The following is a 26,668-nucleotide window of genomic DNA, read 5'->3' on the forward strand; positions in this document are numbered from 1 at the left end:
CTGCACGCCGCGCCGCCTCAGCCCCGCGCGCCGCCGTAGTGCGCCGCCAGCCGCGCGAACCCCTCGTCCAGGCTCACGGCCGGCGTCCACCGCAGGTCGGCGCGCGTGGCGCGCTGGTCGAACCAGTGCGCGGTCGACAGCTGCTCGGCGAGGAACCGGGTCATCGGCGGCTCGTCCGTCCCGGGGCGCAGCCGCCAGACGGCCTCGACCAGGCCGCCCGCCGCGCGGGCGAGGCCGGCGGGGACGCGCCACGCCGGGGGCTGCACCCCGCCCGCGCGGCAGATGCCGGCGAGCAGGTCGGCGACGGTCCGGGGCTCGCCATTGGTGAGCACGTAGGCGTGCCCGTGGACCTCGGGCGCGCCCGCCCGGTCGAGCGCCGCGACGATGCCGTCGGCCGCGTTGTCGACGTAGGTGGTGTCGATGAGCGCGGCGCCCTGGTCGAGCAGCGGCAGCCGGCCGCGAGCGGCGCGGTCGAGCACGCGCTCGACGAGCTGGGTGTCCCCGGGGCCCCAGACGAGGTGCGGGCGCACGGCCACGACGGCCATCCCGCCCTCGCCGCCGCGGTCGCGGTCGAGCGCCAGCAGCTCGGCCGCCGCCTTCGTGCGCGCGTAGTCGCCGCGGGCGTGGGCGGGGTCCGCGGGCTCGGCCCCGACGCCGACGAGCGACGAGCCGCCGTGCGCGACCGACGGCGACGACACCTGGACGAACCGCCGGACCCCGGCGCGCTCCGCGGCGTCGAGCAGGGTGGTGGTGCCGCCGATGTTCACGGCGTCGAACTCCTCGCGCGGGCCGGCGAGCGACACCCGGGCCGCCAGGTGCACGACCGCGTCGACGCCGTCGAGCGCCGCGGCGACGGCCGCGGGGTCGGTGACCGAGCCCGCGACGTCCCGGGCGCCGGGCACCCCCGAGGGCCGGCGCTGCAGCGTGCGGACGTCGTCGCCGCGGTCGGCCAGGACGCGCGCGACGGCGCCGCCGAGCAGCCCGGACGCCCCGGTCACCAGGACGGTCACGGGGTGCCCGCCGGGCCGCCGGACAGGACGCGCGCCGCCCAGGCCGCCAGCCGGGTGCGGTCGATCTTCGAGTTGTGCCGGACGTCGGTCGGCATCCGCGGCGCGACCAGGACCGCGGCGAGCGGGACCGGGGAGGCGGCGCGCGCGGCGTCCGCCAGGTCAGACGGGGCCAGGCCGGCGCGCCGGGGCGCCTCGTCGGCGGGCGGCTCGACGACGGCCACCGCCTGCTGCACGCCCGCGGGCCCGACGCCGACGACGGCCGCCCGGCGCACGCCGGCCACCCGCTCGACGTGCTGCTCCGGCCCCACCGGCGCCAGCGGGCCGTCGGCGGTGACGAGGACGTGCGCGAGCCGGCCCTCGATCCACAGCCGGCCCACGGCGTCGAGGTGGCCGACGTCGCCGGTGCGGTGCCAGCGGCCGTCGGGCACGTCGCGCTCCGCGGCGCGGTCGGTCAGCCACAGCCGGTCGTAGTGCTGCTTGAGGTGCGGGGCGCTGATCAGCACCTCGCCGAGCACGCCCGGGGCGTCCGACGGCGCACCGGTCGCGGCCCCGTCGGCGTCGAGCGCGCTGACGAGCACCCGCCCGGGTCCGACCGGCCGGCCGACGCACACGCCCGCGTCCGGCGCGGCCGCGGCGGACCGGATGCCGCCGAGGGTGATGTCGGTGACCAGCAGGCACTCGGTCATCCCGTAGGGCGTGTGCGCCTCGGCCGCGGGCATCAGCGCGGCCGCCGATCCCAGCAGGTCGGCGCTGATCGGCGCGCCGGTGGACAGGAACGTCCGGACCCGGGCGAGCGCGGCGCGGTCGTCGGCGTCGAGGTCGTCCGCGGTCGCGACCACGTTGAGGATCGCGGCGGGGGACAGGAACACGATCGAGCCGTCGGCGGCCCGCACCGCGTCGGCCACCGCGCGGGCGGTGAGCGTGCGGGGCGCGGACACGTCCATGTCGGGCGTCACCGAGCGCGTGCCGAGTGCCGGGCCGAGCAGGGCGAACGGGGCGAAGCCCGTCACCAGACCGGTCTCCGGCCCGACGTCGAAGTGCGTCGCGAGCACGTCCCGGAGCGCCGACAGCTGGGCGTGCGTGTAGACGACGCCCTTCGCGGGGCCGGTGGAGCCGGACGTGAACAGGATCGCCGCCTCGTCGGCCGGGCCGGGCTCGGCCGGCAGCACCTCGTCGCGGCCGAGGTCGGCGACGTCGACCAGCAGGTGCGCCACGTCGAGCGCGCGCCGGGCCGCGGGTCCGAGCGGGTCCGCCGCGATCCGCACGCCGGGCCAGCCGAGGGCGCGCGCGGCCAGCAGGCCCTTGGTCTGCCCGACCACCCAGTCGGGCTGGGCGCCGCGCTGCGCGCGGGTCAGGCCGCGCGGGCCGAGCCCGGCATCCGCGACCACCACGACCGCGCCGATCCGGAGGCAGGCGTAGACGAGGGCGGTGAGCGTCGGGCCGGGCTGGACCAGCAGCGAGACCCGGTCGCCGGGCTCGACGCCCACCCGCCGCAGCCCCGCGGCGATCCGGCGCACCTGACGGGCGAGCAGCCGCCAGGACACGGTCCGCGGGCCGCCGTCGGCGCCCATGTCGAGCACCGCCGGGCCCTGGTCGTCGGCGCGGGCGTCGAGCCGGTCCCACAGGGGGGTCCACGGGTCGGCGGCGTCGGGTGCGTCGTCGGCCGGCGTCGCCCGGGCCGGGGCGGCCGCGGCGGCCCCGGTGCCGTCGCCCGGCACCGCCTCCGTGAGCCAGTCGAGCAGCGGCGTCGCCCAGTCCACGTCCTCGGCGACGAGGTGCCCCGCACCCTCGTACCGGTGCACGCGCGCCTGCGGCAGCCGGTCGACCAGGTCGTCCAGGTACCGGTCGCGGAACACGGGGTCGCGCGGGCCCCACTGCAGGAGCGCGGGGACGTCGAGCCGGGCGACGCCCGCCGCGATCCGGCGCAGCTCCGGCGCGCTCGGGTGGTCGCGGTGGCCGGGGATGTCGGCGACGAAGCCCTCGACCCCGCCGCGGTCCTCGGCGTGCCGGTAGGGCGCCCGGTACGCGTCCGCGACCTCCCGGGCCAGGGGCGGGTGCGCCAGGGCGAGCGTGGTCTCGAGGAAGGCGGGCGTGGTCGACGTCGCCAGGCGGAGCACCGGCCCGGCGGTGGCCGCGCGCAGCGGCGCGGGGATCGGCTCGCCGTCCGGGTGGGCGATCGCGGTGTTGAGCAGCGCCAGGCCGGCCAGCAGGTCGGGGTGGTCGACCGCCCAGCCCATCGCGACGACGCCGCCCCAGTCGTGCCCGAGGACCACGACCGGCCCCGTCAGCCCGAGGGCCGTCGTGAACGCGTCGAGGTCCCGGACCCGCTCGGGCAGGGTACGGTGCCGGCCCGTGCGCGCGGAGAAGCCCATGTCGAGCTGGTCGACCGCCACGACGCGCCACGCCGGCCGGCCCGCGGCCGCGGCGTCGAGCGTCGCAGGGATCAGCGACCGCCACAGGTAGGACCACGTGGGGTTGCCGTGCACGGCGAGGACGGTGCCGACCGGGGTGATCCCGCGCGCGGCGAGCTCGGGCCCCGTGTCGAGGTGGTGCCAGGCGGGCTCGCCGACGCCGAGCCCGGTGTCGGGAGCGTCCTCGGGGAGCGGCAGCAGCCGGCTGAACCGGGGGTCCAGGCCGGGCAGCCCGGCGGGCGGGGCGGAGGCGGGACGGACGCGGAGCGCCGCGGTCACCAGGCGAGCTCCATCATCGCGGTGTTGATGCCCGAGCCGACGCCCATGAGCAGGACCCGGTCGCCCGACCGCAGGGAGTGCTGCTCCTCGACCAGCGTGATCGGGATCGACGCGGGGCCGACGTTGCCGAGGTGCGGGAAGGTCGTGGGGACGCGCTTCCGGTTCAGGCCGACCGCCTTGACGATGGCGTCGGTGTGCACCCGGGACACCTGGTGCGTGACGTACCGGTCCATCGACGACCAGTCCCAGTCCCGCTGCGCCTCGTGCCAGGCGTCGACCACGAGCTCCAGCCCGCCCTCGAGCAGCGCCCGGGCGTCGGTGAGCATCGCGTCGGCGCTGCCCACGCACAGGTCGTGGAACCGGGTGGCCGCGCGGGTCACCCCGCCGAGGACCCGGTGCCCGCCGGGGTTCTCGTCCGTCCGGCCGAGCACAGCCGCCGCCGAGCCCGAGCCGAGCGTCAGCGTCGCGAACTCCTCCATGAAGTCCTCGCGGCCGACCTCCGGCCGGAGCAGGCGCTCGACCGTGGTCCGCTGGATGTCGTCGGCGTCCTCGCCGTTCACCACGACCGCGTACCGCACCTGGCCGGACTCGATCATCGTCGCCGCCAGGCTCATGCCGTTGATGAACCCGAGGCAGGCGTTCGCCACGTCGAAGTTCACCGCGTGGCTGCCGAGCCCGAGCCCGTGGTGCAGCCGCACCGCGACGGACGGCTCCAAGTGCTTGCGGGTCACCGACGTGTTGATCAGCAGCCCGACGTCGCCGGGGTTCACGCCCGCCTCGCGGAGCGCCTCGGTGCCCGCGGCGATCGTCGCGGTGTCGGCGTCCTCGCCCGGCCCCCAGTTGCGACGCTCCTCCACCCCCGCGACGCGCTCCAGGACCGTCCGCGGCAGCCGCAGCCGGCGCAGCGCCGACCCGAGCCGCTCGGAGATCTCGGCGGACGTGGTGATGCGGCTGGGCAGCCGGCTCGCGACGGAGAGCAGCGAGACGTTGCCGAACCGGGTGGTGGCGTTACCGGACACACGGGCTCCAGACGGGCGACAGGACGAGCGGGGCTCGCGGCGTACTGAGGGAGCCAGCATGCTGCACCCGGCTCCAGCGCGCGCCACGAAGGTCCTGGTGCGACGGAGCGGACCTCCCTGCCGGGGGCCCGGGACGGGGCACCACGGGGGGAACGAGCGCGCGATCCCGCGGGTTCCGGGACGTGCGCGTGGTGTCGGACACGTCCCGCGCCCGCCCGCCCGCCGGAAGCGCCGTCCCTGGTCGCCGGGCCGCCCGCGCCCGTAGGTTGGGCGCCATGACCGACGTGCTCGTGACCGCCGCCGACCTCGCCCGCGAGCTCGGCGGGCCCACCCCGCCGCGGCTGCTCGACGTGCGCTGGGCGCTCGGCGGCCCGCCCGGGGTCGACGCGTACCGGGCCGGCCACCTGCCGGGCGCGGTCTTCGTCGACCTCGACACGGAGCTCGCCGCGCCGCCGAGCGCCGCCGAGGGCCGGCACCCGCTGCCCGACGTCGCGGACCTGCAGGCCGCGGCGCGCGGCTGGGGGCTGCGCGCCGGCGAGCCGGTCGTGGTCTACGACGACTCCGGCGCCACGTCGGCCGCGCGGGCGTGGTGGCTGCTGCGCTGGGCGGGCGTCGCCGACGTGCGGATCCTCGACGGCGGGCTGCCGGCCTGGGTCGCGGCGGGCGGGGCGCTCGACACCCCCGAGGCCGCGCCGGAGCCCGGCGACGTGACGCTGACCGGCGGGCAGCTGCCCGTGCTCGACGCCGACGGCGCCGGCCGGTGGGCCGAGGAGGGCGTGCTGCTCGACGCCCGCGCCGCCGAGCGGTTCCGCGGCGAGGTCGAGCCCGTCGACCCGCGCGCCGGGCACATCCCCGGCGCGGTGAGCGCGCCGACCGCGGACAACCTGGACGCCGACGGCCGGTTCCGCCCCGTCGACGACCTGACCGCGCGGTTCGCCGCCCTCGGGGTGGCCGAGGGCGGCGAGGTCGCGGTCTACTGCGGCTCCGGCGTGACCGCCGCGCACCAGGCGGCGGCGATCGTGCTGGCCGGGCGCACGCCGGTGCTGTACCCGGGCTCGTGGTCCCAGTGGTCGAACGATCCGGACCGCCCGGTCGCCGTCGGGGAGTGACGCCGGACCGCGAGCCGGGTCGGGGTCAGCCCGCCGTCCGGCCGCCCGCCGAGGCCGCGCCGAGCCAGGTGTGCGGGTTCCCGTCCCAGCACCAGCCGAGCTTGGGCCGGCGCTCGCTGATCCACACCGCCGGCACCCGCTGGTTCCCGGCCCGCGAGCCCATCAGCGAGAAGCACCGGTTCGGTCGCAGCATGTCCGGCCGGACCGCGACCAGCGCGATCCCCTCGGCGACGGTCAGCGGCGTGCGTCCGCGGCTCCGGACGGTCGTCAGCGCGTCCTCCGGCCGGGTGTTGCAGAACTCCGTCCCGGTGTCGACGTCGAGCAGCAGGTACGGCTCGGCGGGCAGGTCGAGGTCGGGCAGCGGGCGGTAGCCGGCCATCTCGTCGTCGTCGATCACGCTGACGCCGGGGCGCGTCCCGCGGCGCAGCGCCGGCACCGACGCGTTGGCCCGCGCGGTGCCGCCGTCGAGCACCAGGACGAACGGCACGTGGTCGTCGGGGTCGACGGACGACGGCCCGGCCGCGGCGCCGGCGGCGAGCGCGGCACGCAGCGGGGCGACCGCGGCGACGAGGTCGGCGGGGGACAGGCCGTGCACCGCCGCCAGGCCGAGGTCGAGGTGCGCGCGGACCTGCCGGTCGAGCTCGGCGGCCGCCGCGGCACCGGGGTCGTAAGGCTCGGGCGCGCGGTCGGCGGCGGCGACGGTGGGCCAGGTGGGGTCGGGGGCGATGACGGGGACGGGCACTCCGCGCTCCTCGGGGTCGTCGGTCCGGGAGGGGGTGAACGCCCGGCGCGCCCGGCGGGTTCCCGAGGCAGCGCCTCAGTCGTCCGCCGGCTCCTTCGGCCGGTCGCGGTCCTTGCTCGGCTGCACCCGCTTCGGCTCGCCGGGCATCTTCGGGTACTCCGGCGGATAGGGCAGGTCGCCGAGGTCGTGGTCCCGCTCGTCCTTCGCCGCGAGCTCCAGCAGCCCGTCGAGCGACCCCGGCGCGACGGCGTCGGTGCCCTCGGCCGGCGAGGTGCGCGCGACCAGCGGCGCGAACAGGTCGCCCACCTCCGCGAACCGGGCGGGCATGGTCGTCACGTCGAAGTCGTCCGGGTGCACGTCCGGCACCTCCTCCCAGCGCAGCGGCGCGGAGACGGTGGCGCGGCGGTTCGGGCGGACCGAGTAGGCGGAGGCGATCGTGCGGTCGCGGGCCATCTGGTTGTAGTCGACGAAGATGGTCTCGCCGCGCTCCTCCTTCCACCACTTCGTCGTGACCTGGCCCGGCAGCCGGCGCTCGAGCTCGCGGCCCAGCGCGATCGTCGCGCGACGGCACTGCGTGAACGACCAGCGCGGCTCGATCGGCACGAAGATGTGGAGGCCGCGGCCGCCCGACGTCTTGGGGAACCCGGTCAGCCCGTGCTCGGCGAGGATCTCGCGCACGTGCGGCGCGACCCGGGCTGCGTCGTCGAAGGTCGTGCCGGGCTGCGGGTCCAGGTCGATGCGGAGCTGGTCGGGCGCCTCGACGTCGGCGCGGGTCACCGGCCACGGGTGGAACGTCAGCGTGCCGAGGTTCGCGGCCCAGGCGACCACGGCCAGCTCGGTCGGGGTCACCTCGTCGGCGGTGCGGCCGGACGGGAACGTGATCGTCGTCGACTCGACGTAGTCCGGCGCGCCCTGCGGGACCCGCTTCTGGAAGAACGCGTCGCCCTTGTTGTCCATGCGGGTCGACAGCTTCGCGCCCTCGAACCAGCCGCGCGGCCAGCGCTCCAGCGTCGTCGGCCGGTCGCGCAGCGCGCCGAGGATGCCGTCGCCGACGCTCACGAAGTACCGGACGACGTCGATCTTGGTCAGGCCGCGGTCGGGGAAGTAGACCTTGTCGGGGTTGGAGACCCGCACGGTGCGGCCGCGCACCTCGATCTCCTCGGCGGGCACCTTCGACGGGCTCATGGAGGTCACGCTAGGGCCGACCGCCGACGCGCGCACCCACCCGGCCGAGATGAGCGCGCGCCCAAGGGTGTCAGGCGGCCGGCGCGTTCCCGCCCGCGGCGAGCGCGGCGTCCAGGTCCTCGAGGATCCGCCGGCACTCCTCGACGTCCCAGGGCGTGCCCGCGATCTCGAACTCGAACAGCACCGGCCGGCCCGACCGGGCCGCGATGTCACGAGCGGCGTGCTGGTAGTACCGGCCGAAGTTCCGGTTCCCGCTGCCCAGCACGCCGACCATGCGGCGGCGGTTCACCTCGGAGCGCAGGAACCGGCGGACCGCCTCGGGGATGGTGTCGTTGGCCTCGTTGCCCGTCTTGTACGACGGCGTGAGCAGCACCCACGGCCCGTCGGCCTCGCTCAGCCGCACCGCGCGCTCGGACAGGTCCCGCACGGGCCGGTCCAGCCGCAGCGCGAACGACCGCACGAGCCCGGAGCTCGACGAGTAGTAGTACACGGGGGTCTGCCGCACGCTCACGCCTCCGACCCTCCCCGCACGGCGCCCGCGGCGCCGGGGACCTACGTCCCGCGCTCCCATCGTCGGCCCCGGGGTCGCCGAGTCTGCACTTCTCGTCTGCGCGCGGCGGCGGGCTCGGAGTGCGGAAATGGAGACTCGGCGGGGTTCTCGGCGGGGAACGCAGGACGGCCGGGCACCCCCCGCAGGGGTGCCCGGCCGTTCTGCGCGTGAGCGCGAGATCAGAGCTGGTCGCCCGTGCCGCTCTCCGACGGGGCGCTCGCGTCCGAGGCCGGGGCGCTGCCGCCGCGGGCCGCCGCGATCGACTCGTGCGCCGCCGCCACGACGGCGTCCGCCGTGATGCCGAACTCCTCGTAGAGCGTCTCGTACGCGGCCGAGGCGCCGTAGTGCTCGAGCGACACGGCACGGCCGGCGTCGCCGAGGATCTTCCACCAGGACAGCGCGATGCCGGCCTCGACGGAGACGCGGGCCTTCACCGAGGACGGCAGGACCGACTCGCGGTAGGCCTCGTCCTGCTCGGCGAACCACTCCAGCGACGGCGCCGAGACCACGCGGGTCGGGACGCCGGCGGCCTCGAGCTGCTCGCGGGCGGCGACCGCCAGCTGCACCTCGGAGCCGGTGCCGATGAGGACGACCTCCGGCGTGCCGGTGGACGCCTCGAGCAGCACGTACGCGCCGCGGGCGACGCCCTCGGCGGACGCGAAGCCCTCCTCGCCGCGGGGGAACGTCGGGACGTTCTGCCGGGTGAGGATGAGCGCGGCGGGGCCGTCGGTGCGCTCGAGGATCGCCTTCCACGCCTGCGCCGTCTCGTTGGCGTCGGCGGGGCGGACGACCGCGAGGCCCGGGATGGCCCGGACGGCGGTGAGGTGCTCGACCGGCTGGTGGGTCGGGCCGTCCTCGCCGAGGCCGATCGAGTCGTGCGTCCACACGTAGATCGCCGGCACGCCCATGAGCGAGGCCAGGCGGACCGAGCCGCGCATGTAGTCGGAGAACGTGAAGAACGTCCCGCCGTACGGCCGGGTCAGGCCGTGCAGGGCGATGCCCGACAGGATCGCGCCCATGCCGTGCTCGCGGATGCCGAAGTGCAGCGTGCGGCCGTACTGGTCGCCCGCGAACTCGTGCGTGGAGCGCTCGGCCGGGATGAAGGACGGCTCGCCCTTCATGGTGGTGTTGTTCGAGCCGGCGAGGTCGGCCGAGCCGCCCCAGAGCTCGGGCAGCACCGGCGCGAGGGCGGAGAGCACCTCGCCGGAGGCGGCGCGGGTGGCGACGGCCTTGCCGGCGGGGAACGTCGGCAGCGCGTCGGCCCAGCCGGCCGGCAGCTTGCCGGCGCGCAGGCGCTCGAGCAGCTCGGCGCGCTCCGGGTTGGCCTCGCGCCAGGCGTCGAAGCCCTTGCTCCACTCGGCCTTGGCGGCGGCGCCGCGCTCGAGGGCCTTGCGGGTGTGCGCGATGACCTCGGGCGCCACGTCGAAGGACTTCTCGGGGTCGAAGCCGAGGACCTCCTTGAGGCCCTTGACCTCGTCGGCGCCCAGCTTGGAGCCGTGCGAGCCGTGGGTGTTCTGCTTGGTCGGCGACGGCCAGGCGATGATCGTGCGCAGGCCGATGAACGACGGGCGGTCGGTGACGGCCTTGGCGGCCTCGATCGCGGCGTGCAGCGCGTCCACGTTCTCCGTGTACTCGCCGCCGGAGGTCCAGTCCACGAACTGGACGTGCCAGCCGTAGGCCTCGTAGCGCTTGACGACGTCCTCGGTGAACGCGATCTCCGTGTCGCCCTCGATCGAGATGTGGTTGTCGTCCCAGATCGCGATGAGGTTGCCGAGCTTCTGCGTGCCGGCGATGGACGAGGCCTCGGAGGACACGCCCTCCTGCAGGTCGCCGTCCGAGCAGATCGTGTAGACGAAGTGGTCGAACGGGCTGGTGCCCGGCGCCGCCTCGGGGTCGAGCAGGCCGCGCTCGCGGCGGGCGGCCATGGCGAAGCCGACCGCGGAGGAGATGCCCTGGCCGAGCGGGCCGGTGGTGATCTCGACGCCGTCGGTGTGCTTGTACTCGGGGTGGCCGGGGGTCTTGGAGCCCCACGTGCGCAGCGCCTCGATGTCCTCGAGCTCCAGGCCGAAGCCGGCCAGGTAGAGCTGGATGTACTGCGTCAGCGAGGAGTGGCCCGCCGACAGGATGAACCGGTCGCGGCCCAGCCAGTGCGGGTCCGCCGGGTCGTGCCGCAGCACGTTCTGGTAGAGCAGGTACGCGGCCGGGGCCAGGCTGATCGCCGTGCCGGGGTGGCCGTTGCCGACCTTCTCCACCGCGTCCGCGGCCAGGACACGCACCGTGTCGACAGCCTTGACGTCGAGCTCGGTCCAACCGACCTGCTGGGCCACAGGAGCCTTCGCGTTCACCGCACCTCATTTCCGCCCGGACCTCGGCGGCCCGGATCTTCGGGGGTTTCTGCTCGCCCGGTCGCGACGGACCGGCCGCGGGCACTGCCTCCGAGCCTAGACTCCCGGGCGGTCACGCGGGACATCGGGCCCAGGGGGCCGGCCCGCGGACGAGGTAACCGACAGGCGGACACGCGTCTCGTGCGTCGGACGGTTGACCTACGCTTGACCGGTGACCGACCCCCAGCCCTCGCTCGAGGCCCGCCGCGGCCTCGCGCGCCACGAGGTCCCCGACCCGTTGCGCAACGACGTCCGGATGCTCGGCGAGTTCCTCGGCCGCGTCATCCGCGAGTCCGGCGGCGACGACCTGTTCGACGACGTGGAGCGCGTCCGCGCGCTGACCATCCGCGCGCACGACGAGCAGGACCTGTCCGCGCTCACGGAGGCGGAGGAGCTCGTCGGCTCCTTCTCCATCGGGCGCGCCCAGCAGGTCGCCCGCGCCTTCACCTGCTACTTCCACCTGGCGAACCTCGCCGAGGAGCACCACCGCGTCCGCGTGCTGCGCGCGCGCGAGGCGGAGCTGCCGGCCGGCGAGCTCATGCAGGACGACTCCCTGCCCGCCGCGATCGACGCGCTGGCGGGCGAGGTCGGCCGCGACGAGGCCGTGCGCCGGCTCCAGGAGCTCGAGTTCCGCCCGGTGCTCACCGCGCACCCGACGGAGGCCCGCCGCCGCTCGGTGTCCCGGGCGATCCGGCGCATCTCCGACCTGCTGGCCGAGCGCGACGCGCTCGCCGCGGGCGGCACCTCCCGCGCGGAGAACGACCGCCGCATCCTCGAGGAGATCGACACGCTGTGGCGCACCTCGCCGCTGCGGGCGCAGAAGCCCACGGTGCTGGACGAGGTCCGCACGGTGATGAACATCTTCGACACGACGCTGTTCGACACCTTCCCGACCGTGTACCGCCGCCTGGACGACTGGCTGTCTGGCGAGGGCGCGGGTCGCCGCGAGCCGGCGGTCCGCCCGTTCGTGCGGCTCGGGTCCTGGATCGGCGGCGACCGCGACGGCAACCCGAACGTCACCGCCGAGGTGACCCGGGCCGCCGCCGCGCTGGCGAGCGAGCACGTGCTGACCGCGCTGGAGGAGTCGGCGCGGAAGATCTCGGCGAAGCTCACGCTCGACGACACCGGCACCCCGGCCAGCGCGGAGCTCACCGCGCTGTGGCACCGGCAGCGGGACCTCTCCGAGGACGCCGCGACCAAGGCCGCCGCCGAGGTGAAGCACCAGCCGCACCGCCGCGCGCTGCGCATGGTCGCGGAGCGGCTCGCCGCCACCCGCCGCCGGGACGCGGACCTGTCCTACGCCGGCCCGGAGGAGGTGCTGGCCGACCTCGACGTCGTGCAGCGCTCCCTGGAGGCCGCGGGCGCGACCCGCGTCGCGTTCGGCGACCTGCAGAAGCTCATCTGGCAGGTGCAGACCTTCGGGTTCCACCTCGCCGAGCTCGAGGTGCGCCAGCACTCGCAGGTGCACGCCGCGGCGCTCGCGGACATCGAGGCCAAGGGCCTGGACGGCGACCTGGAGCCGCGCACGGTCGAGGTCCTCGACACCTACCGCGCGATCGGCGCCGTGCAGCGCCGGTACGGCGTCGCCGCCGCCCGCCGGTACATCGTGTCGTTCACGCAGGCGCCGGAGCACCTGGCCGCGGTCTACCAGCTCGCCGAGCTGGTGTTCCCGGACCCGGCCACCCGCCCGGTGATCGACGCGATCCCGCTGTTCGAGACCTTCGCGGACCTCGAGGCCAGCGTCGACATCCTCGAGTCGATGCTCACGCTGCCCGCCGTGCAGGCCCGGCTCGCGGAGAACGGCCGGCGCGTCGAGGTCATGCTCGGCTACTCCGACTCGTCCAAGGACGTCGGCCCGGTGGCCGCGACCCTCGCGCTCGACGTGGCGCAGAGCCGGATCGCCGCGTGGGCCGCGAAGCACGAGATCAGCCTCACGCTGTTCCACGGCCGCGGCGGCGCCCTCGGGCGCGGCGGCGGCCCGGCCAACCGCGCCGTGCTGGCCCAGCCCCCGGGCTCGGTCGACGGCCGGTTCAAGCTCACCGAGCAGGGCGAGGTCATCTTCGCCCGGTACGGGAACCCGACGATCGGCGCCCGGCACATCGAGCAGGTCGCCGCGGCGACCCTGCTGGCGGGCGCCCCGTCGACCGAGCAGCGGAACGCGGCCGCCACCGCGCGGTTCGCCGACCTGGCCTCCGCGCTGGACGCGTCGTCCCGCACCCGGTTCTACGAGCTGGTGCGCGCGGAGGGCTTCCCGCAGTGGTTCGCCCAGGTCACCCCGCTGGAGGAGATCGGCCTGCTGCCGATCGGCTCCCGCCCGGCGCGCCGGGGCCTGTCCGTCGAGTCGCTGGACGACCTGCGGGCGATCCCGTGGGTGTTCTCCTGGTCGCAGGCCCGGACCAACCTGGCCGGCTGGTTCGGCCTCGGCACCGCGCTGGAGTCGGTCGGCGACCTCGCCGAGCTCCAGGCCGCGTACGCGGAGTGGCCGCTGTTCAGCACGATGATCGACAACGTCGAGATGTCGCTGGCGAAGACGGACGAGCGGCTGGCCGAGCGGTACCTCGCGCTGGGCGACCGGGACGACCTGGCGCAGCTCGTGCTCGAGGAGATGGCGCTCACCCGCCGCTGGGTGCTGACGATCACCGGGTCGGACCGCATCCTGTCCCGCCGCCGGATCCTCGGCCGGGCCGTCCAGCTGCGCAGCCCCTACGTGGACGCGCTGTCGCTGCTGCAGATCCGGGCGCTGCGCGCGCTGCGGACCGGCGAGTCCGAGGACCTGGTCGAGGAGAACAAGCGACTGCTGCTGCTGAGCGTCAACGGCGTCGCCGCCGGCCTGCAGAACACCGGCTGACCGGACCGGCCCCGCACGCGCGACGGCCCGGCACCCCGCGAGGGGTGCCGGGCCGTCGGCGTTCCGGGGCGTCAGGCCCAGAGGCGCTTCGTGGCGATCTGCGCGCCCTCGACCAGGGTCCCGAGCTTGGCCCACGCGATCTGGTGGTGGATGCGTCCGCCCAGGCCGCAGTCGGTCGCCGCGACGACGTTCTCCCGGCCGACCAGCCGCGCGAACCGCTCGATGCGGTCGGCGACGAGCTCGGGGTGCTCGACGACGTTGGTCGCGTGCGACACCACGCCCGGGAGGATCAGCTTGCCCTCGGGCAGCTGGACGTCCTCCCAGACCCGCCACTCGTGCTCGTGCCGGACGTTGGCGGCCTCGAACGAGTAGGCACCCGCGTTGACCTTGAGCATCGACCGGACGATGTCCTTCATCGGCAGGTCGGTGGTGTGCGGGCCGTGCCAGGAGCCCCAGCACAGGTGGTACCGGATCCGGTCCTCGGGCAGCCCGCGCAGCGCGTGGTTGAGCGCCTCGACCCGGAGCTCCGTGAACTTCACGTAGTCCTCGACGGTCGGCTCCGGGGTGATCTGGTCCCAGTTCTCCGCCATCGACGGGTCGTCGATCTGCAGCACCAGGCCGGCGTCGATGATCGCGACGTACTCCTCGCGCAGCGCGTCGGCGAGCGCCCAGACGTACTCCTCGTCCGTGGCGTAGTACTCGTTGTCCATCCGCGCGGCCGACGCCGGGGCGATGGAGGTGATGAAGCCCTCCCGCGCGCCGGTGGCGTCGAGCGCCGCGCGCAGGTTGGCGACGTCCTCGGCCACCGCGTCCTGGCCGGTGTAGGTCACCGGGGCCACGGCGGTCGGGAACGGCTTGGGGTCGCCGCCGTGGAACACGCCGCTGGTCGGGTCGGCGTACGCCTCCTCGAACGCGGCGCGGTCGCGGCGGCGGCCGAACCCGGTCACCTTGACGTCGCCGGGGCCGGACTGGACGTCCTTGAAGATCCAGGACGCGCCGTCGCGCAGCTCCAGGCCGCCGAGCCGCTGGAACGAGTACGACCACCAGGCGCCGTAGTCGATCGCGCTGGTCATGGCCTTGCCGAACTCGCCGTCGCCGGGCACGTCGAGGCCGAGGTCGACCTGGCGGCGCACCAGGTCCGTGACGGTGTCCCGGAGCAGGCCGGCGTGGTCCCCGGCGTCCTGGCCGGCCTCGCGGGCGGCGTTGGCGGCGATCAGCTCCGGCGTGCGCGGGAGGCTGCCGGCCTGGCTCGTGAGGATGTGGTCGGTGCTGCGGATCATCGGGTCTCCCGGCTCGGGGCGGACGTGCGGGCCCATCGTCGCACCGCGTCCGGACCCGGGTGCTGCCCGTCCAGGGGTCGGGCCGCGGCTGCGTGCGCGTCCGCGCCGGCCGGGCCGTCGCCGGTCAGAGCCGCGGGAGCACCTGCTCGCGCACCTGCTTGCGCAGCACCTTGCCGAGCATCGACCGCGGCGTGTCCTCGATCGCGACCACCCGCTGCGGCACCTTGTACGCCGCGAGGTGCTCGCGGCAGTACGCGCGCAGCGCCGCCTCGTCCAGCGCTGCGCCCGGCTCGAGCTCGACCGCGGCGACCACCATCTCGCCGCCGCGCTCCAGCGGCTTGCCGATCACGGCGGCGTCGGCGACCGACGGGTGCCCGCGGAGCACGGCCTCGACCTCCGACGGGGAGACGTTGAACCCGCCGGTGATGATGAGCTCCTTGGCGCGGTCCACGATCGTGGTGAACCCGTCGGGGTCGACGGTCACGATGTCGCCGGTGCGCAGCCAGCCGCCCGGGAGCAGCGTCGCGGCCGTCTCGTCCGGGTTGTTCCAGTAGCCGGCGAACACCTGCGGGCCGTGCAGCAGCAGCTCGCCGGGCTCGCCCGCCGGGACGTCCGTCGTCGGGTCGTCCGGGTCCACGACGCGCATCCGCGTGGACGGGAACGGGACGCCGATCGTGCCGGTGCGCCGGGTCGGGTGGAACGGGTTGCCCAGCGCGACGGGGGACGACTCGGTCATGCCGTAGCCCTCGACGAGCAGCCCGCCCGACATCGACTCCCACAGCTCGACGGTGGCGTCCGGGAGGTTCATCGCGCCCGAGATGCAGAACCGGCAGGACGCCAGGGACACCCCGCGCTCCTTTGCGGCCATCGCGGTGCGCTCGTAGATCGGCGGCACGGCGCAGTACACGGTCGCCGGGGACTTCGTCATCGCGTCCAGCACGAGGCCCGTGTCGAACTTCGGGAACAGCACGAGCAGCCCCTGCTTGAGCACGCCGTACGTGAGGTAGAGCGTCATGCCGAACGCGTGGAACATCGGCAGGATCGCGTAGAACACCTCCTTGCGGTACTCCGCCCCGTGCATCCACGCCTCGCCCTGCAGCGCGTTGGCGTACAGGTTCAGGTGCGTCAGCATCGCGCCCTTGGGGCGGCCGGTGGTGCCGGAGGTGTACTGGATCGCGGCCAGGTCGGTCACGGCGGGGCGCGGGTGCGCCGGGTCGAGCGGGCCGTGGGAGAGCAGGTTCTCCCACGGGATCGTGCCCGGCGCGGGCGCGGGCGCGGTGAGCGACCGGCGGGTCGCGCGCAGGCTCGGCACGGGCAGGGCCAGCGCCGCGCGCTTCACCGCGGGGAACGCGCGGAGCAGGTTCACCGACACGACGTGCTCGACGCCGACGTCGGCGGGGAACTGCTTCACCTGCTCGACGGCCTTGTCCCACGCGATGACGACCCGCGCGCGGTGGTCCTCGAACTGGTGCCGCAGCTCGCGCGACGTGTAGAGGGGGTTGTGCTCGACGACGACGGCGCCCAGCCGGAGCACCGCGTAGTACGCGACCACGTGCTGCGGGCAGTTCGGCAGCAGCAGCGCGACCCGGTCCCGCGGCTGCACGCCCAGCCGGCGCAGGCCCTCGGCGGCGCGCTCGACCTGCGCGCCGAGCTCGGCGTACGAGGTGCGGCGGCCGAAGAACTCCAGCGCCGGCGCGTCGCCCGCCTCGGCGACGGAACGCTCGAGCATCGCCACCAGCGACTCGGTGGGGAGCTCGATGTCGGCGGGGACGCCGGGCTGGTACTGCGCGAGCCAGGGACGGTCGTCGGTCGAGGTCATGCCGCTATTGTGGCGGGATCAGCCCAGGCGCGGGGCGGCGAACGGCACGCGCTGCGCCAGGTCGCGGAGCACGTGCAGCAGGATCCGGTTGAACGCGACCGGCGCGTGGCTGTTCACGTCGTGCCCGGCGTTCGGCACCACCCACTGCCGCGCGCCCGGGTGCGCCCCGAGGTAGCGCCGTGCGCCGAACCGCAGGGGGTCCCGCGCGCCGTTGACCAACCACACCGGCAGCGCGAGCCGGCGCAGGTCCTGCACCGGCGTGTAGCCGTGCAGCGCGCTCAGCATGTCCGTGACGACGTGCCAGGTGCCGCCGCCCAGGCCGAGCGCGCCGACCACCCGGCGGGACGCGCGGCGGTAGGCGCCGAGCGGCTTGCCCTTCAGGTCGGTCGAGCAGCCGGCGAGCACGACGCCGGCGAGCCGGTCCTCGTGCCGCGCCGCGTAGGCGAGCGACATGTACCCGCCGAGCGACAGGCCGACCAGGAGCGGCGGCTCGGCGCAGGCGCGCACGGCGGCGTCGATGGCGTCGAGGCCGCCCTCGAACGTCAGGCGCTCGTGCGCGCGGCTGCCGTGGCCGGGCAGGTCGATCGCGATCGTCGGGTGGCCGCCCTCGGTGAGCGCGCGGACCTGGTCGTCCCAGATCTTCGACGAGGTGCGGGTGCCGTGCACGAGCACGATGGGGTGCGGCTGGTTCTCAGGGGTGGACATGTGCCGTTCCGGGGGGAGGTGCGGCCGGCCGTCTGCGGCCGGTCGTCGCATCGCCGCGGCGATGGTCCGGACCGCGGGATCTGCCTCCACGGTAAGCCCGGAACCTGGGACGCACCTGGGTCGCCCGGGATTCACCCGGGTGACCCGCGTCACGGGTCCGCGGGCCCGCAGGTCAGACGCCGAGCAGCCCCCGGCGGTGCGCGATCGCGACCGCCTCGGCCCGTCCGCCGGCGCCCAGCTTGTCCAGCACCCGGGACATGTGGACGGAGACGGTCTTGCCGCTGATGTAGAGCCGCTCGCCGATCTGGCGGTTGCTCAGGCCCTCGGCGGCGAGCGCCAGCACCTCGGACTCGCGGCCCGTGAGGACGTCCGTGCCCCAGGCGACGACGCCCGGGACGTCGAGCCGACCGCGGCGCGCGAGGTCGGTGACGGCGGTGACCAGGGGAGCGGCGCCGATCGCCCGCGCCTCGGCCAGCGCGGCGGCCGCCTCCGCGCCCGCACCGGCGCGGTCCCCGGCACCGAGCAGCGCCTCCGCAAGCCGCCACCGGGTGCGCGCGAGCTCGTACCGGTAGCCGTAGTCGAACTCGGTCACCGCGGCGGCCCAGGCGTCCGGGTCGGCGACGCCGAGCAGCCGGGCGTGCTCGGCGTGCGCACGGGCCAGCCACGCGCGACCCTCCGGCCCGAGCTGCCCGCCGCGCGGCCGGCCGCGGTCGGCGGTGACGACCGCGCGGTTGAGCAGCCGCGCGCCGAGGTCGAGCCGCGCCTCGGGGTCCCGGCCGGCGAGCCGGTCGGCGGCGGCCTGGTCGGCGAGCGCGGCGATGCCGAGCGCCGACAGCCAGATGCCGCCGAGGAAGTAGTCGGACCACACGCGGCTGATCTCGTCGATGAGCTCGTGCGCGAGGGCCACGGCCTCGTCCAGGCGTCCGGCCCAGGTGAGGGCGTCGACGGCGCAGCCGCCCGCGATGAGCGTGATCATCGTGTCGTCGTGCTGGCCGTGCAGCAGGGACAGCCCGCGGTCGGCCGCGTCCGCGTCGCCCCGCGCGACGGCGGCGTACATCTGCACCCCGTCGACCGCGGACGCGGCGCGCGGCGGGCCGGGGTCGGCGGCGGGCGCCGGCGGCGTGAGGTCGCCGCGTGCGTACCGGACGATCTCGGCGAACAGCCGCAGCTCGACGCCGTACGCGCTCCAGGTCAGGCCGGACCGCGCGGCGAGCTCCAGCCCGGCCGCGGTGGTCGCGGCGGCCTCGTCCAGCCGGCCCGCGTAGTACCGGTTCGCGGCGAGGTTGTAGGTGCACCGCAGCTCGGTGGTGGTGTCGCCGGCGTCCCGCGCGCGGTGCAGGGCCACGGTGAGCAGGTCGGCGGCGCGGTCCCGGTCGTCGACGACGAGCACGGCCAGCGAGATGAGCGCGTCGGCCTCGGCGTCCACGGCGCCCGCGGCGCGCGCCTCGTCCACCGCGGCGGCGGCCGAGACCTCGGCCTGGTCGTCCAGGTCGGAGTTGAGCGCCGCGCGGGCGTGCGTCGCGAGGGCCCACGCCCGCGCCGCGTCGGGGGTGCCGTCGAGGTCGGCGAGCGCCTCGAGCGCGCGGTCGGTCTCGCGCAGCGCCTCGTCGACCCGCTCCGCCCCGAGAAGGTGCCGGGCGAGCGTGGTGCGCAGCGCCGCGACCCGGCGTGCCCCGGCGTCGTCGCCCGCGCCGCTCGCCGGGCGGTCGACCGCCGCGACGGCCTCGCGCGCCATCGCCACCGCGCGGTCCCCGAGCCCGGCCCGCCCGCCGGCCGCCGCGGCCGCGAGCAGCACGTCGACCCGCTCCTCCCCGAGGTCCTCGGCGGCGGTGGGCACGCCCGGCCACAGCCGGAGCACGGTCTCCAGGTGCCGCAGCTCCTCCGCCGGCGCGAGCACCCGGCCGGCCTCGCGCGCGGCGTCCCGGGACGCGAGGAGGGCGAGCCGGTTGTCGTGGGAGAGCAGCGCGTGGTGCGCGCGCTCCGCCGGGGTGGCGAGCGTCGGGTCGGCCGCGGAGGCCAGCAGGTAGTCCCGGTGCAGCGCGACCTGCTCGCCCGGGAGCAGGTCGGCGTACACCGCCTCCGCCAGCAGCGCGTGCCGGAACGCGATCCGGCGGTCCTCGCCGACCAGCACGTGGTGGGCGACCGCGTCCCGCAGCGCCGCGTCGAACGCCGCGTGCCGGGCCGGGTCGTCGGAGGTGCCCGCGACGACCGCCCGCAGCAGCGGCTCGGCCACCCGGCGGCCCGCGGCGGACGCCGCCCGCACCAGGCGCTGCACGTCCGGGTCGAGCGACTCCAGCCGGGCCCGGAGGACGTCGGCGAGCGTGCCCGGGAGGTCGGCGTCGGTGCCGCGGGCCTCGGTCAGCTCCTCGGCGAAGTAGGCGTTGCCCTCCGACCGGCGCTGGATGCGGCGCAGCGCGGCCTCGGGCAGGGGCTGCCCCGCGAGCCCCGTGGTGAAGGCGCGCAGCTCGTCCGGGGTGAACGGCGGCAGGTCGATCCGCTCGACCCGCGGGTGCCGCCCCAGCTCGGCCAGCACCGGCCGCAGCGGGTGCCGGCGGTGCAGGTCGTCCGCGCGGTAGGAGCCGACGAGCAGCACCGGCTCCGCGCGCAGCCGCGCCACCAGGAACCGCAGCAGGTCGCGGCTGGACGAGTCGGCCCAGTGCAGGTCCTCGAGCACCAGGACGAGCGGTCGCCCGGGCGAGCCCGCCGCGGCGAGCGCCGCGGCCACGCCGTCGAACAGCTGCAGCCGCTCGGCCTGCTCGTCGGCGCCCGTGCGGACCGGGTCCGCCGACCCGGCGGCGCCCGACGGCAGCAGCCGGCGCAGCGCCGGGCGGGCGGCCACGACGTCGGCGACGCCGGGGCAGTCCGCGTCGACGACCTGGTGCAGGGCGTCCGCGAACGGCAGGTACGGCAGGCCGATCTCGCCCAGGTCCACGCAGTGGCTGATCACGACGGTGGCGCCGCGGGCCGTCGCGAGCCGGGCGGTGTGGGTGAGCAGCCGGGTCTTGCCGACGCCCGCGTCCGCGCCGAGCAGCACCAGGCCCGGCTCACCGGCCCCCGCGCGCTCGACGGCCGCGAGCAGCGCCGCGACCTCCTCGTCGCGGGCGACGAAGGGCGCGCGTCCCACCGACCGGCTCATGAGGTCGATGGTGGCAGCCTCCACCGACACGCGTCCCCTCCTTCTGCCGTCGGCGGATCAGCGGCGTCCGCGCCGCCAGCGCCAGCCCAGGTCCGACCCGCGCACCGCGGCGCGGACGACCTCCTGGCGGTAGGCCACCTCGGCGTCGAGCGCCGGGCCCCAGATGGTGTCCATGTCCGTCTCCTCGGTGGTGCGTGCCCCGCCGGTCCGGCGGTGGCGTGCCGGGCCCCTCCCGGCAGGAACCACCCTGGTGCTGAGGCCGGGGGCGCCGGATCGGTCGATCGGCCAGTCCCCGCGACCGGGATGGGACGGCCGCGCGCCTGAGGTGCCCCTGAGGCGGCCGGTCGTCGGCTGAGGCGGCCGGTGAGGTGGGCCTGAGGCGGCCGCCGGCGGGCGGGTCGTGCGAGGCTCGAGGCATGACGACCGCCACCACCGAACCCCGCCCCGCCCCCGCGCGCGACGTGCTCGACGAGGTGTTCGACGCCGTCCTGTTCGACATGGACGGCACGCTCATCTCGTCCACGCGCTCCGTCGAGCGGTGCTGGCTGCGGCTCGCCGGCGAGTTCGGGATGCCCACCGACGACCTGTCGCCGTTCCGGTACCACGGCGTGCCGGCGCGGGACATCCTCGACCTGCTGCTCGCCGACCGGGACGCGGCGGAGCGGGCGGCGGCCCTGGCCCGGGTCGTCGAGCTGGAGGTGTCCGACACCGAGGGCATCGAGGTGCTGCCCGGCGCGGTCGAGGCGCTCGCGGCGCTCGGCGCGTCCGGTGGCGCCGCCGGCCGCGCGGCGGTGGTGACCTCCTGCGGCGGCCGCCTGGCCGCCGCACGCATCGCGGCGGTGGCGCTGCCGGTCCCGGCGACGGTCGTCACCGCCGACGACGTCGAGCGCGGCAAGCCCGACCCGGAGCCGTACCGCGTGGGCGCGGACCGCCTCGGCGTGGACGTCCGGCGCTGCCTGGTGGTCGAGGACGCGGAGTCCGGGATCCGGTCCGGGCGCGCGGCGGGGGCGGCCGTGCTCGCGCTGCGCACGACCGAGGCCGAGGGGCCGGGCGGCGGGGCGGACCTGGTGGTCGACGACCTGTCGGCGGTGCGGTTCGAGGTGACGGGCGCGGGCGTGCGGGTGCGGCGGGCCTGACCTCCCGCGGCCTCCGGGGCGGGCACGGAGCCGGTCAGGGTGCGGTTCAGGGTCCGGCCAGGGTCCGCCCCGGATGTGCCGCGCGAGCGGGACCGGCACCGTAGGGGGTGTCGCGGAGCACCGCGGCGCACGCGCAGCACGACGGGAGAGAACCACGATGACCGGCATCTACGAGTCCCTGTGGCGGAGCGGCCTGGTCCGGCCGCTGGACGGCCGGGTCCTGGGCGGCGTCTGCGCCGGCCTCGCGCGGCGGTTCGGCATCGACGCCTGGCCCATGCGGTGGCTGTTCCTGATCGTGCTGATCGTGCTGCCGGGGAGCCCGCTGCTGATCTACCCGCTGCTGTGGATCTTCATGCCGGGCGAGGACTGGGTCGCCCGGGTGCACGGTCCGAACGCGTACGCGCAGGCGTTCCCCGGCGCGCGCCCGCAGGGCTACCCGGCGCCGCAGCAGGCGCCGTACGCGCAGCCGTACCCGTACGACGAGCAGCCGCCGGCCGCGCCGCCGGCCCCGCCCACGACCCCGCCCACGACCCCGCCCACGACCCCGCCGACGACCCCGCCCACGACCCCGCAGCCGCCGGCCGACCCCGCCGACGGCCCGCGCTGACGCTCGGCCCTCAGGGGACCAGCACGTTGTACCGCGGGACCGGGGGGAGGGACCCGGTCTCGCGGAGCCACCGCGGGGACGCGTCGACGGGGAACGCGGTGACCGGGCGCACGCCGCCCGGCCCGACCCACCCGTAGACCAGCGCCCCGCCCCCGACGCCCTGCGCACGGACCACCACCGTGCGCAGGGCGTCGGCCGTCCCCGGGACGGCGTCGTCCCGGACCAGGAGCGCTCCGGGGCCCGGGGCGGCGAGCACCGGCAGCACCGCGTCGGTGACCCGCTCCAGCAGCGTGCGCCCGTCGGGCCGGTGCCACGGCAGCAGGTGCCGCGGGTCGAGCCCGAGCGCGCCCGCCAGCGCCCCGCCGGTCCACCGGTCCCGCTTGAGCCCGAACGGCGTCGCGGCCGTCGAGAGCAGGTAGCCGTACACGTGCGCCAGGCCGGCGTCCGCGCCGGGGAACTCGACCGGCAGCCCGGCTCGGCGCTGCAGCCAGGCGAGCACCGGCCCGGGGACGACGGGCGCGCCGGTCAGCTCGTCGACCACCGAGGACCGCCCCCAGCGGCCGAAGGTCTCGCGCTCGCGGTCGGCGTCGACCTGCGCGGCGAGCCAGCCGACGGGGCCTGAAGGGTGCAGCGCGCCGTCGGGGTCGTCGGCCGCGGCCCGGGCGGCGGCGTCCAGGGCGCGCAGGGCCTCGGCGTCGAGCGCGCGGACCGCGACGGCGTCGAGCGGCGCGGGACCGGAGGGCGTGGGGGAGGGGCGGGCGACGCGAGGCACGGCCGCACGCTAGCCCCGCGGGTGCGCCCGGCCGGCGGTCGGGCGGCGGCCACGTCCCCGCTCCCCACGAGTGTTCACCCGCCGTTCGCCGTTGTTCACGCGGCCGTGGTCATCTCGTCCAGAACGCACCCCTAGCGTGGACGGTGCGTCCAGACGGGCGTGACCCACCGGGCGATCCGCCCCCGCACGTCAGGCGACCCGTGAGCCGTACCGACACCCTCCTCCTGCTCGACTTCGACGGCACCGTCGCCGTCGGGCACGGGCCGGTGCACGCCTACGCCCGCGCCGCGGCGTCCAGCCTCGACCCCGACGCCCGGCGGGCGTTCCTGGCCGAGGCGACCGCCGCGGTCGAGGGGCTCGGCGACCCCGTCCCCGCCGGCCGCGGCGCGGGGAGGTCCGACGCGCGCGGCGCCTCCGCCGACGGCCTGCTGCCGCTCGACGGCTACGACCTGGTCCGCGTGCTCGCGGAGAAGCACGGCGTCGGCCCGCTCGCGCTGTCCGCCGCCTACCTCGCGAGCCGGCACGCGCTCGGCACCGACGACGCCCCGGTGTCCGCGCCGCTCGGGCTGGCCGCGGTGCTGGCCGAGGTGCGGACCGAGGCGACCGTCGTCCTCGCCACCAACGCCCCCGCCATCCGGCTCCCCGAGACGCTCGCCGCGCTCGGCCTGGCCGGCCTGCTCGACGGCGTGCTGACCGAGGTCGGCAAGCCCGCCGGCATGGCCGGAGTGCTCGACCGGCTCGGCGTCGCCCCGGCCGGCCCGGTGCGCGCGCTCAGCGTCGGCGACGTCTGGGCCAACGACCTGGCGCCCGTCGCCGCCCGCGGTCACGCGACCGCCCTCATCTCCCGGCGCCCGCCGCCGGAGGCCCGCCCCACGTGGACCGTCCCCGACCTGCCGGCGCTGTACCCGGCGCTCCGGGAGTGGGTCCGCGCGGACGGGCGCACCGCACCGTCCCAGCCCCAGCCCCAGCCCGCCCGGGTCCCCGCCCGGGTCACGACCGAAGGATGACCATGTCGAAGCACGTCCTGCCCGGCGCCGCCCTGCTGGCCGTCGCCGCGCTCGCCCTCTCGGCCTGCTCCGGCGACGCCGAGGCCACGCCGTCCGCCGGCGAGACCGCCGCCGACCCCACGTCGCTCACCCTCGCGCTGGTCCCCTCGCAGGACCAGGACGGCCTCGTCGACACCGCGAAGCCCCTCACCGACTACCTCACCGAGGAGCTCGGCATCGAGGTCACCGGCGTCGTGTCGAAGGACTACCAGGCCGCCGTCGAGGCGATGGGCGCCGACCAGGCGCAGATCGGCTTCCTGCCGTCGCTGCAGCTCTGGCAGGCCTCGGACATGTACGACGCCAGCGTCGTGCTGCAGACCGAGCGCAACGGCAACATCTCCTACCCCGCGCAGTTCATGACGAACGACCCCGACAAGTACTGCGAGGACGAGCCGGTCGAGCGCGACGGCATGCTGTTCTGCAACGGTGCCGACGCGCTGCAGGGCCCCGCGGGGCTCGACTCGATCACGAAGGTCGAGGGCGCCAAGGTCGCGCTGCTCGGACCGGCCTCCCCGGCCGGCTACATCTACCCCGTCCTCGCGCTGCAGGAGGCCGGCCTCGACACCGACGCCGACATCGAGCAGCTGCCCGTCACCGCGAACGACGCCTCCGTGCTGGCCGTCTACAACGGCGACGCCGAGGTGGGCTTCTCGTTCTGGGACGCCCGCACGATCGTCGCCAAGGACACCCCGGACGTCGGCCAGAAGGTCGTCGTGTTCGCCCTGACCGAGGAGATCCCGAACGACGGCGTCGCGCTCGCGGCCTCGCTGTCGCCCGAGCTCCAGGACCGCATCACCACGGCGCTCGAGGACTTCTCGAACACCGAGGAGGGCTCGCAGGTGCTCACCGACATCTACTCGATCTCCAAGCTCGCCCCGGCCGACCCGGCGTCGCTCGACGTCGTCGCCCGCGCGGCGGAGAAGCTCGGCCTGCAGTGAGCGCAGGCCTCCGGGCCGTTCCGGGCACCGCTGCCGTGGCCTCGGCCGCGGCAGCGGTGCCCGCGCCGTGGCCCGTCCGGATGCGCGACGTCGTCGTGCGGTACCCGAACGGCGTGACCGCGCTCGACGGCGTCTCGCTCGACCTGGAGCCGGGGGAGATGGTGGCCGTCGTCGGCCTGTCCGGCTCCGGCAAGTCGTCGATGATCCGCACGCTCAACGGGCTGGTGCCGGTCACCTCCGGCACCGTCGAGGTCGGTGGTCACGACGTGACCGCCGCCCGCGGCCGGGCGCTGCGCGCGCTGCGCGGCGAGGTCGGGATGATCTTCCAGAGCTTCAACCTGGCCGGCCGCGCGACCGTGCTGCAGAACGTCCTGGTCGGCCGGGTCGCGCACGCGCCGACGTGGCGCACGCTGCTCGGCGCGCACACCCCGCAGGACAAGGCCGTCGCGTACGAGGCGCTCGACCGGGTCGGCATGCTCGACCGGGCCTGGCACCGCGCATCGCACCTGTCCGGCGGGCAGCAGCAGCGCGTCGCGATCGCCCGGGCCCTGGCCCAGCAGCCGCGCGCCGTCCTCGCCGACGAGCCGGTCGCGAGCCTCGACCCGCCCACCGCGCACGGGGTGATGGCGGACCTGCGCCGGGTGAACCGCGAGCTCGGCATCACGGTCGTCGTGAACCTGCACCTGCTCGACCTCGCCCGCGAGTACGGGACGCGGCTGATCGGGCTGCGGGCCGGTCAGGTCGTCTACGACGGCCCCGCAGCCGACGCCAGCGACCGGGTGTTCGAGGACATCTACGGCCGGTCGATCCGCCCCGACGACGTGCTCGGCTCGTGAGCGCCGCCGACGTCGCCGCGCCGGCCGGGGTCCGCGCCGCGCGCCCCGCCCCCGTGCCGCCCCGGCGCCCCGCCGGGCGGTGGAAGGCCGCCGCCGGCTGGGCGGGAGTGCTCGCCGTCACCGCGCTCACGCTCGCCCCCGGGATCGGCGTCGAGGTCGACCTCGGCGCGCTCGCCCGGAACTGGCGGAACGGCGCGGACAAGATCGTCGCGCTGCTCCAGCCGGACTGGTCGTTCTTCCCGCGCACCGTCGAGCCGCTGCTCGAGACGCTGCAGATGGCCGTCATCGCCACGGCGGTCGCCGGCCTCGTCTCGCTGCCGCTCAGCCTGTGGGCCGCGCGCACCACCAACCCGCACCCGGTCCTGCGCGGCACCGTGCGCGGCGTGCTGAACGTCGTGCGGGCCGTGCCCGACCTGCTCTACGCGTCCGTGCTCGTCGCCATGGTGGGCGTCGGCGCGCTGCCCGGCATCCTCGCCCTGGTGCTGTTCGACGTCGGCATCGTCGTCAAGCTCGTCTCCGAGCAGCTGGAGGCCGCCGACACCGGCGCGCTCGAGGCGGCGCGCGCGGCGGGCGGCACCCAGCTGCAGGTGAACCGCTCCGTCGCGGTGCCGGACATGATGCCCGGCTTCTGGAACCAGCTGCTCTACGTCCTGGAGCTCAACGTCCGCGCGTCGTCGGTGCTCGGCCTGGTCGGCGCGGGCGGCATGGGCCTGCTCATCGACGCCGTGCGGTCGTTCTACCGGTACGACCAGCTCTCGCTCATCATCCTGGAGATCCTCGTCGTGGTGCTCGTCCTCGAGGCCGTCAGCAGCGCCGCCCGCCGGAGGCTGCTGTGACCGCCCCCGCCCCGGCGCCC

At 76.3% G+C, this 26,668-nt stretch carries 20 protein-coding genes; 8 read left to right on the plus strand and 12 right to left on the minus strand.

The annotated features are described in order from the left end of the window. Nucleotides 1-17: 17 nt before the first annotated feature. Genes KVT14_RS03885 through KVT14_RS03895 form a run of 3 tightly spaced genes read right to left on the minus strand, consistent with a single transcriptional unit; the run spans nt 18 to nt 4,719 of the window. The gene (locus KVT14_RS03885) at nt 18-1,010 is read right to left on the minus strand and encodes an NAD(P)-dependent oxidoreductase (RefSeq protein WP_217614453.1); all 993 of its coding nucleotides are present in this window, start codon (nt 1,008-1,010) and stop codon (nt 18-20) included. After that, nucleotides 1,007-3,700, minus strand: a complete 2,694-nt coding sequence (locus KVT14_RS03890) for an alpha/beta fold hydrolase (protein ID WP_217614454.1) — start codon at nt 3,698-3,700, stop codon at nt 1,007-1,009. The genes KVT14_RS03885 and KVT14_RS03890 overlap by 4 nt, the downstream gene beginning before the upstream one ends. Continuing rightward, nucleotides 3,697-4,719, minus strand: coding sequence for a 3-oxoacyl-ACP synthase III (locus KVT14_RS03895; RefSeq protein WP_217614455.1), 1,023 nt, complete (start codon nt 4,717-4,719; stop codon nt 3,697-3,699). The genes KVT14_RS03890 and KVT14_RS03895 overlap by 4 nt, the downstream gene beginning before the upstream one ends. 275 nt (nt 4,720-4,994) lie before the next feature. Here KVT14_RS03895 and KVT14_RS03900 point away from each other — a divergent pair, with 275 nt between their 5' ends. Next, nucleotides 4,995-5,828 carry a sulfurtransferase gene (locus tag KVT14_RS03900; RefSeq protein ID WP_217614456.1) on the plus strand — a complete coding sequence of 278 codons (834 nt, stop codon included), beginning with the start codon at nt 4,995-4,997 and terminating at the stop codon, nt 5,826-5,828. Nucleotides 5,829-5,853: 25 nt separating this feature from the next. On the opposite strand, the gene KVT14_RS03905 is transcribed toward KVT14_RS03900, so the two are convergent. The 4 genes from KVT14_RS03905 to tkt all read right to left on the minus strand — a co-directional run bounded on the left by KVT14_RS03905 (nt 5,854) and on the right by tkt (nt 10,650). Next, a complete protein-coding gene (locus KVT14_RS03905; protein ID WP_217614457.1) occupies nt 5,854-6,570 on the minus strand; it encodes a DUF5701 family protein in 717 nt (238 codons plus the stop codon). 75 nt (nt 6,571-6,645) lie between these two features. Then, nucleotides 6,646-7,755, minus strand: coding sequence for a non-homologous end-joining DNA ligase (ligD, locus tag KVT14_RS03910; protein WP_217614458.1), 1,110 nt, complete (start codon nt 7,753-7,755; stop codon nt 6,646-6,648). Nucleotides 7,756-7,825: 70 nt separating this feature from the next. Then, the gene (nrdI, locus tag KVT14_RS03915) at nt 7,826-8,260 is read right to left on the minus strand and encodes a class Ib ribonucleoside-diphosphate reductase assembly flavoprotein NrdI (RefSeq protein WP_217614492.1); all 435 of its coding nucleotides are present in this window, start codon (nt 8,258-8,260) and stop codon (nt 7,826-7,828) included. A gap of 224 nt (nt 8,261-8,484) precedes the next feature. Continuing rightward, entirely contained in the window at nt 8,485-10,650 is a 2,166-nt protein-coding gene (gene tkt / locus KVT14_RS03920) for a transketolase (protein WP_217614459.1), read from the minus strand. Nucleotides 10,651-10,861: 211 nt separating this feature from the next. On the opposite strand from tkt, the gene KVT14_RS03925 reads away from it, so the two are divergent. After that, nucleotides 10,862-13,537 (plus strand): phosphoenolpyruvate carboxylase, encoded by a 2,676-nt coding sequence (locus KVT14_RS03925; protein WP_308160875.1) that lies wholly within the window; start codon nt 10,862-10,864, stop codon nt 13,535-13,537. A 71-nt stretch (nt 13,538-13,608) separates the two neighbouring features. Here the strand turns inward: KVT14_RS03925 and KVT14_RS03930 are convergent, their stop codons facing one another. The 4 genes from KVT14_RS03930 to KVT14_RS03945 form a co-directional block, all read right to left on the minus strand. After that, nucleotides 13,609-14,817 carry a cobalamin-independent methionine synthase II family protein gene (locus tag KVT14_RS03930; RefSeq protein WP_217614460.1) on the minus strand — a complete coding sequence of 403 codons (1,209 nt, stop codon included), beginning with the start codon at nt 14,815-14,817 and terminating at the stop codon, nt 13,609-13,611. Between the two features lie 124 nt (nt 14,818-14,941). Beyond that, nucleotides 14,942-16,636: a long-chain-fatty-acid--CoA ligase gene (locus tag KVT14_RS03935; RefSeq protein WP_217614461.1), complete on the minus strand. Its 1,695-nt coding sequence runs from the start codon at nt 16,634-16,636 to the stop codon at nt 14,942-14,944. Between the two features lie 18 nt (nt 16,637-16,654). Beyond that, nucleotides 16,655-17,341, minus strand: a complete 687-nt coding sequence (locus tag KVT14_RS03940; RefSeq protein ID WP_217614462.1) for an alpha/beta fold hydrolase — start codon at nt 17,339-17,341, stop codon at nt 16,655-16,657. A 172-nt stretch (nt 17,342-17,513) separates the two neighbouring features. Then, nucleotides 17,514-20,507: an AAA family ATPase gene (locus KVT14_RS03945; protein WP_308160876.1), complete on the minus strand. Its 2,994-nt coding sequence runs from the start codon at nt 20,505-20,507 to the stop codon at nt 17,514-17,516. Nucleotides 20,508-20,893: 386 nt separating this feature from the next. Here KVT14_RS03945 and KVT14_RS03950 point away from each other — a divergent pair, with 386 nt between their 5' ends. Next, on the plus strand, nt 20,894-21,613 hold the full coding sequence (locus KVT14_RS03950) for an HAD-IA family hydrolase (RefSeq protein WP_217614463.1): 720 nt from the start codon (nt 20,894-20,896) through the stop codon (nt 21,611-21,613). A gap of 157 nt (nt 21,614-21,770) precedes the next feature. Beyond that, the gene (locus KVT14_RS03955; protein ID WP_217614464.1) at nt 21,771-22,220 is read left to right on the plus strand and encodes a PspC domain-containing protein; all 450 of its coding nucleotides are present in this window, start codon (nt 21,771-21,773) and stop codon (nt 22,218-22,220) included. Nucleotides 22,221-22,230: 10 nt separating this feature from the next. Here the strand turns inward: KVT14_RS03955 and KVT14_RS03960 are convergent, their stop codons facing one another. Continuing rightward, complete coding sequence (locus KVT14_RS03960; RefSeq protein ID WP_217614465.1) at nt 22,231-22,992, minus strand: amino acid deaminase; 762 nt, start codon at nt 22,990-22,992, stop codon at nt 22,231-22,233. Between the two features lie 200 nt (nt 22,993-23,192). On the opposite strand from KVT14_RS03960, the gene KVT14_RS03965 reads away from it, so the two are divergent. The 4 genes from KVT14_RS03965 to phnE all read left to right on the plus strand — a co-directional run bounded on the left by KVT14_RS03965 (nt 23,193) and on the right by phnE (nt 26,648). Beyond that, a complete protein-coding gene (locus KVT14_RS03965; protein ID WP_217614466.1) occupies nt 23,193-23,999 on the plus strand; it encodes a hydrolase in 807 nt (268 codons plus the stop codon). Further along, nucleotides 23,996-24,976, plus strand: a complete 981-nt coding sequence (phnD, locus tag KVT14_RS03970; protein WP_217614467.1) for a phosphate/phosphite/phosphonate ABC transporter substrate-binding protein — start codon at nt 23,996-23,998, stop codon at nt 24,974-24,976. Before KVT14_RS03965 ends, phnD begins: the two co-directional genes overlap by 4 nt. A gap of 80 nt (nt 24,977-25,056) precedes the next feature. Next, nucleotides 25,057-25,812 (plus strand): phosphonate ABC transporter ATP-binding protein, encoded by a 756-nt coding sequence (gene phnC, locus KVT14_RS03975; RefSeq protein WP_217614495.1) that lies wholly within the window; start codon nt 25,057-25,059, stop codon nt 25,810-25,812. Then, nucleotides 25,809-26,648 (plus strand): phosphonate ABC transporter, permease protein PhnE, encoded by an 840-nt coding sequence (gene phnE, locus KVT14_RS03980; protein ID WP_308160877.1) that lies wholly within the window; start codon nt 25,809-25,811, stop codon nt 26,646-26,648. The genes phnC and phnE overlap by 4 nt, the downstream gene beginning before the upstream one ends. The last annotated feature ends 20 nt before the right edge of the window (nt 26,649-26,668 follow it).

The sequence above is a fragment of the Cellulomonas sp. GbtcB1 genome, from assembly GCF_019091725.1.
Classification (GTDB): domain Bacteria; phylum Actinomycetota; class Actinomycetes; order Actinomycetales; family Cellulomonadaceae; genus Cellulomonas.

Excerpts from the sequence above, each read along its gene's own strand:
- KVT14_RS03900 (WP_217614456.1), top strand. The coding sequence starts at position 4,995 with ATGACCGACGTGCTCGTGACCGCCGCCGACCTCGCCCGCGAGCTCGGC.
- ligD (WP_217614458.1), bottom strand. The coding sequence starts at position 7,755 with ATGAGCCCGTCGAAGGTGCCCGCCGAGGAGATCGAGGTGCGCGGCCGC.
- KVT14_RS03930 (WP_217614460.1), bottom strand. The coding sequence starts at position 14,817 with ATGATCCGCAGCACCGACCACATCCTCACGAGCCAGGCCGGCAGCCTC.
- KVT14_RS03935 (WP_217614461.1), bottom strand. The coding sequence starts at position 16,636 with ATGACCTCGACCGACGACCGTCCCTGGCTCGCGCAGTACCAGCCCGGC.
- KVT14_RS03940 (WP_217614462.1), bottom strand. The coding sequence starts at position 17,341 with ATGTCCACCCCTGAGAACCAGCCGCACCCCATCGTGCTCGTGCACGGC.
- KVT14_RS03950 (WP_217614463.1), top strand. The coding sequence starts at position 20,894 with ATGACGACCGCCACCACCGAACCCCGCCCCGCCCCCGCGCGCGACGTG.
- KVT14_RS03955 (WP_217614464.1), top strand. The coding sequence starts at position 21,771 with ATGACCGGCATCTACGAGTCCCTGTGGCGGAGCGGCCTGGTCCGGCCG.
- phnD (WP_217614467.1), top strand. The coding sequence starts at position 23,996 with ATGACCATGTCGAAGCACGTCCTGCCCGGCGCCGCCCTGCTGGCCGTC.
- phnC (WP_217614495.1), top strand. The coding sequence starts at position 25,057 with ATGCGCGACGTCGTCGTGCGGTACCCGAACGGCGTGACCGCGCTCGAC.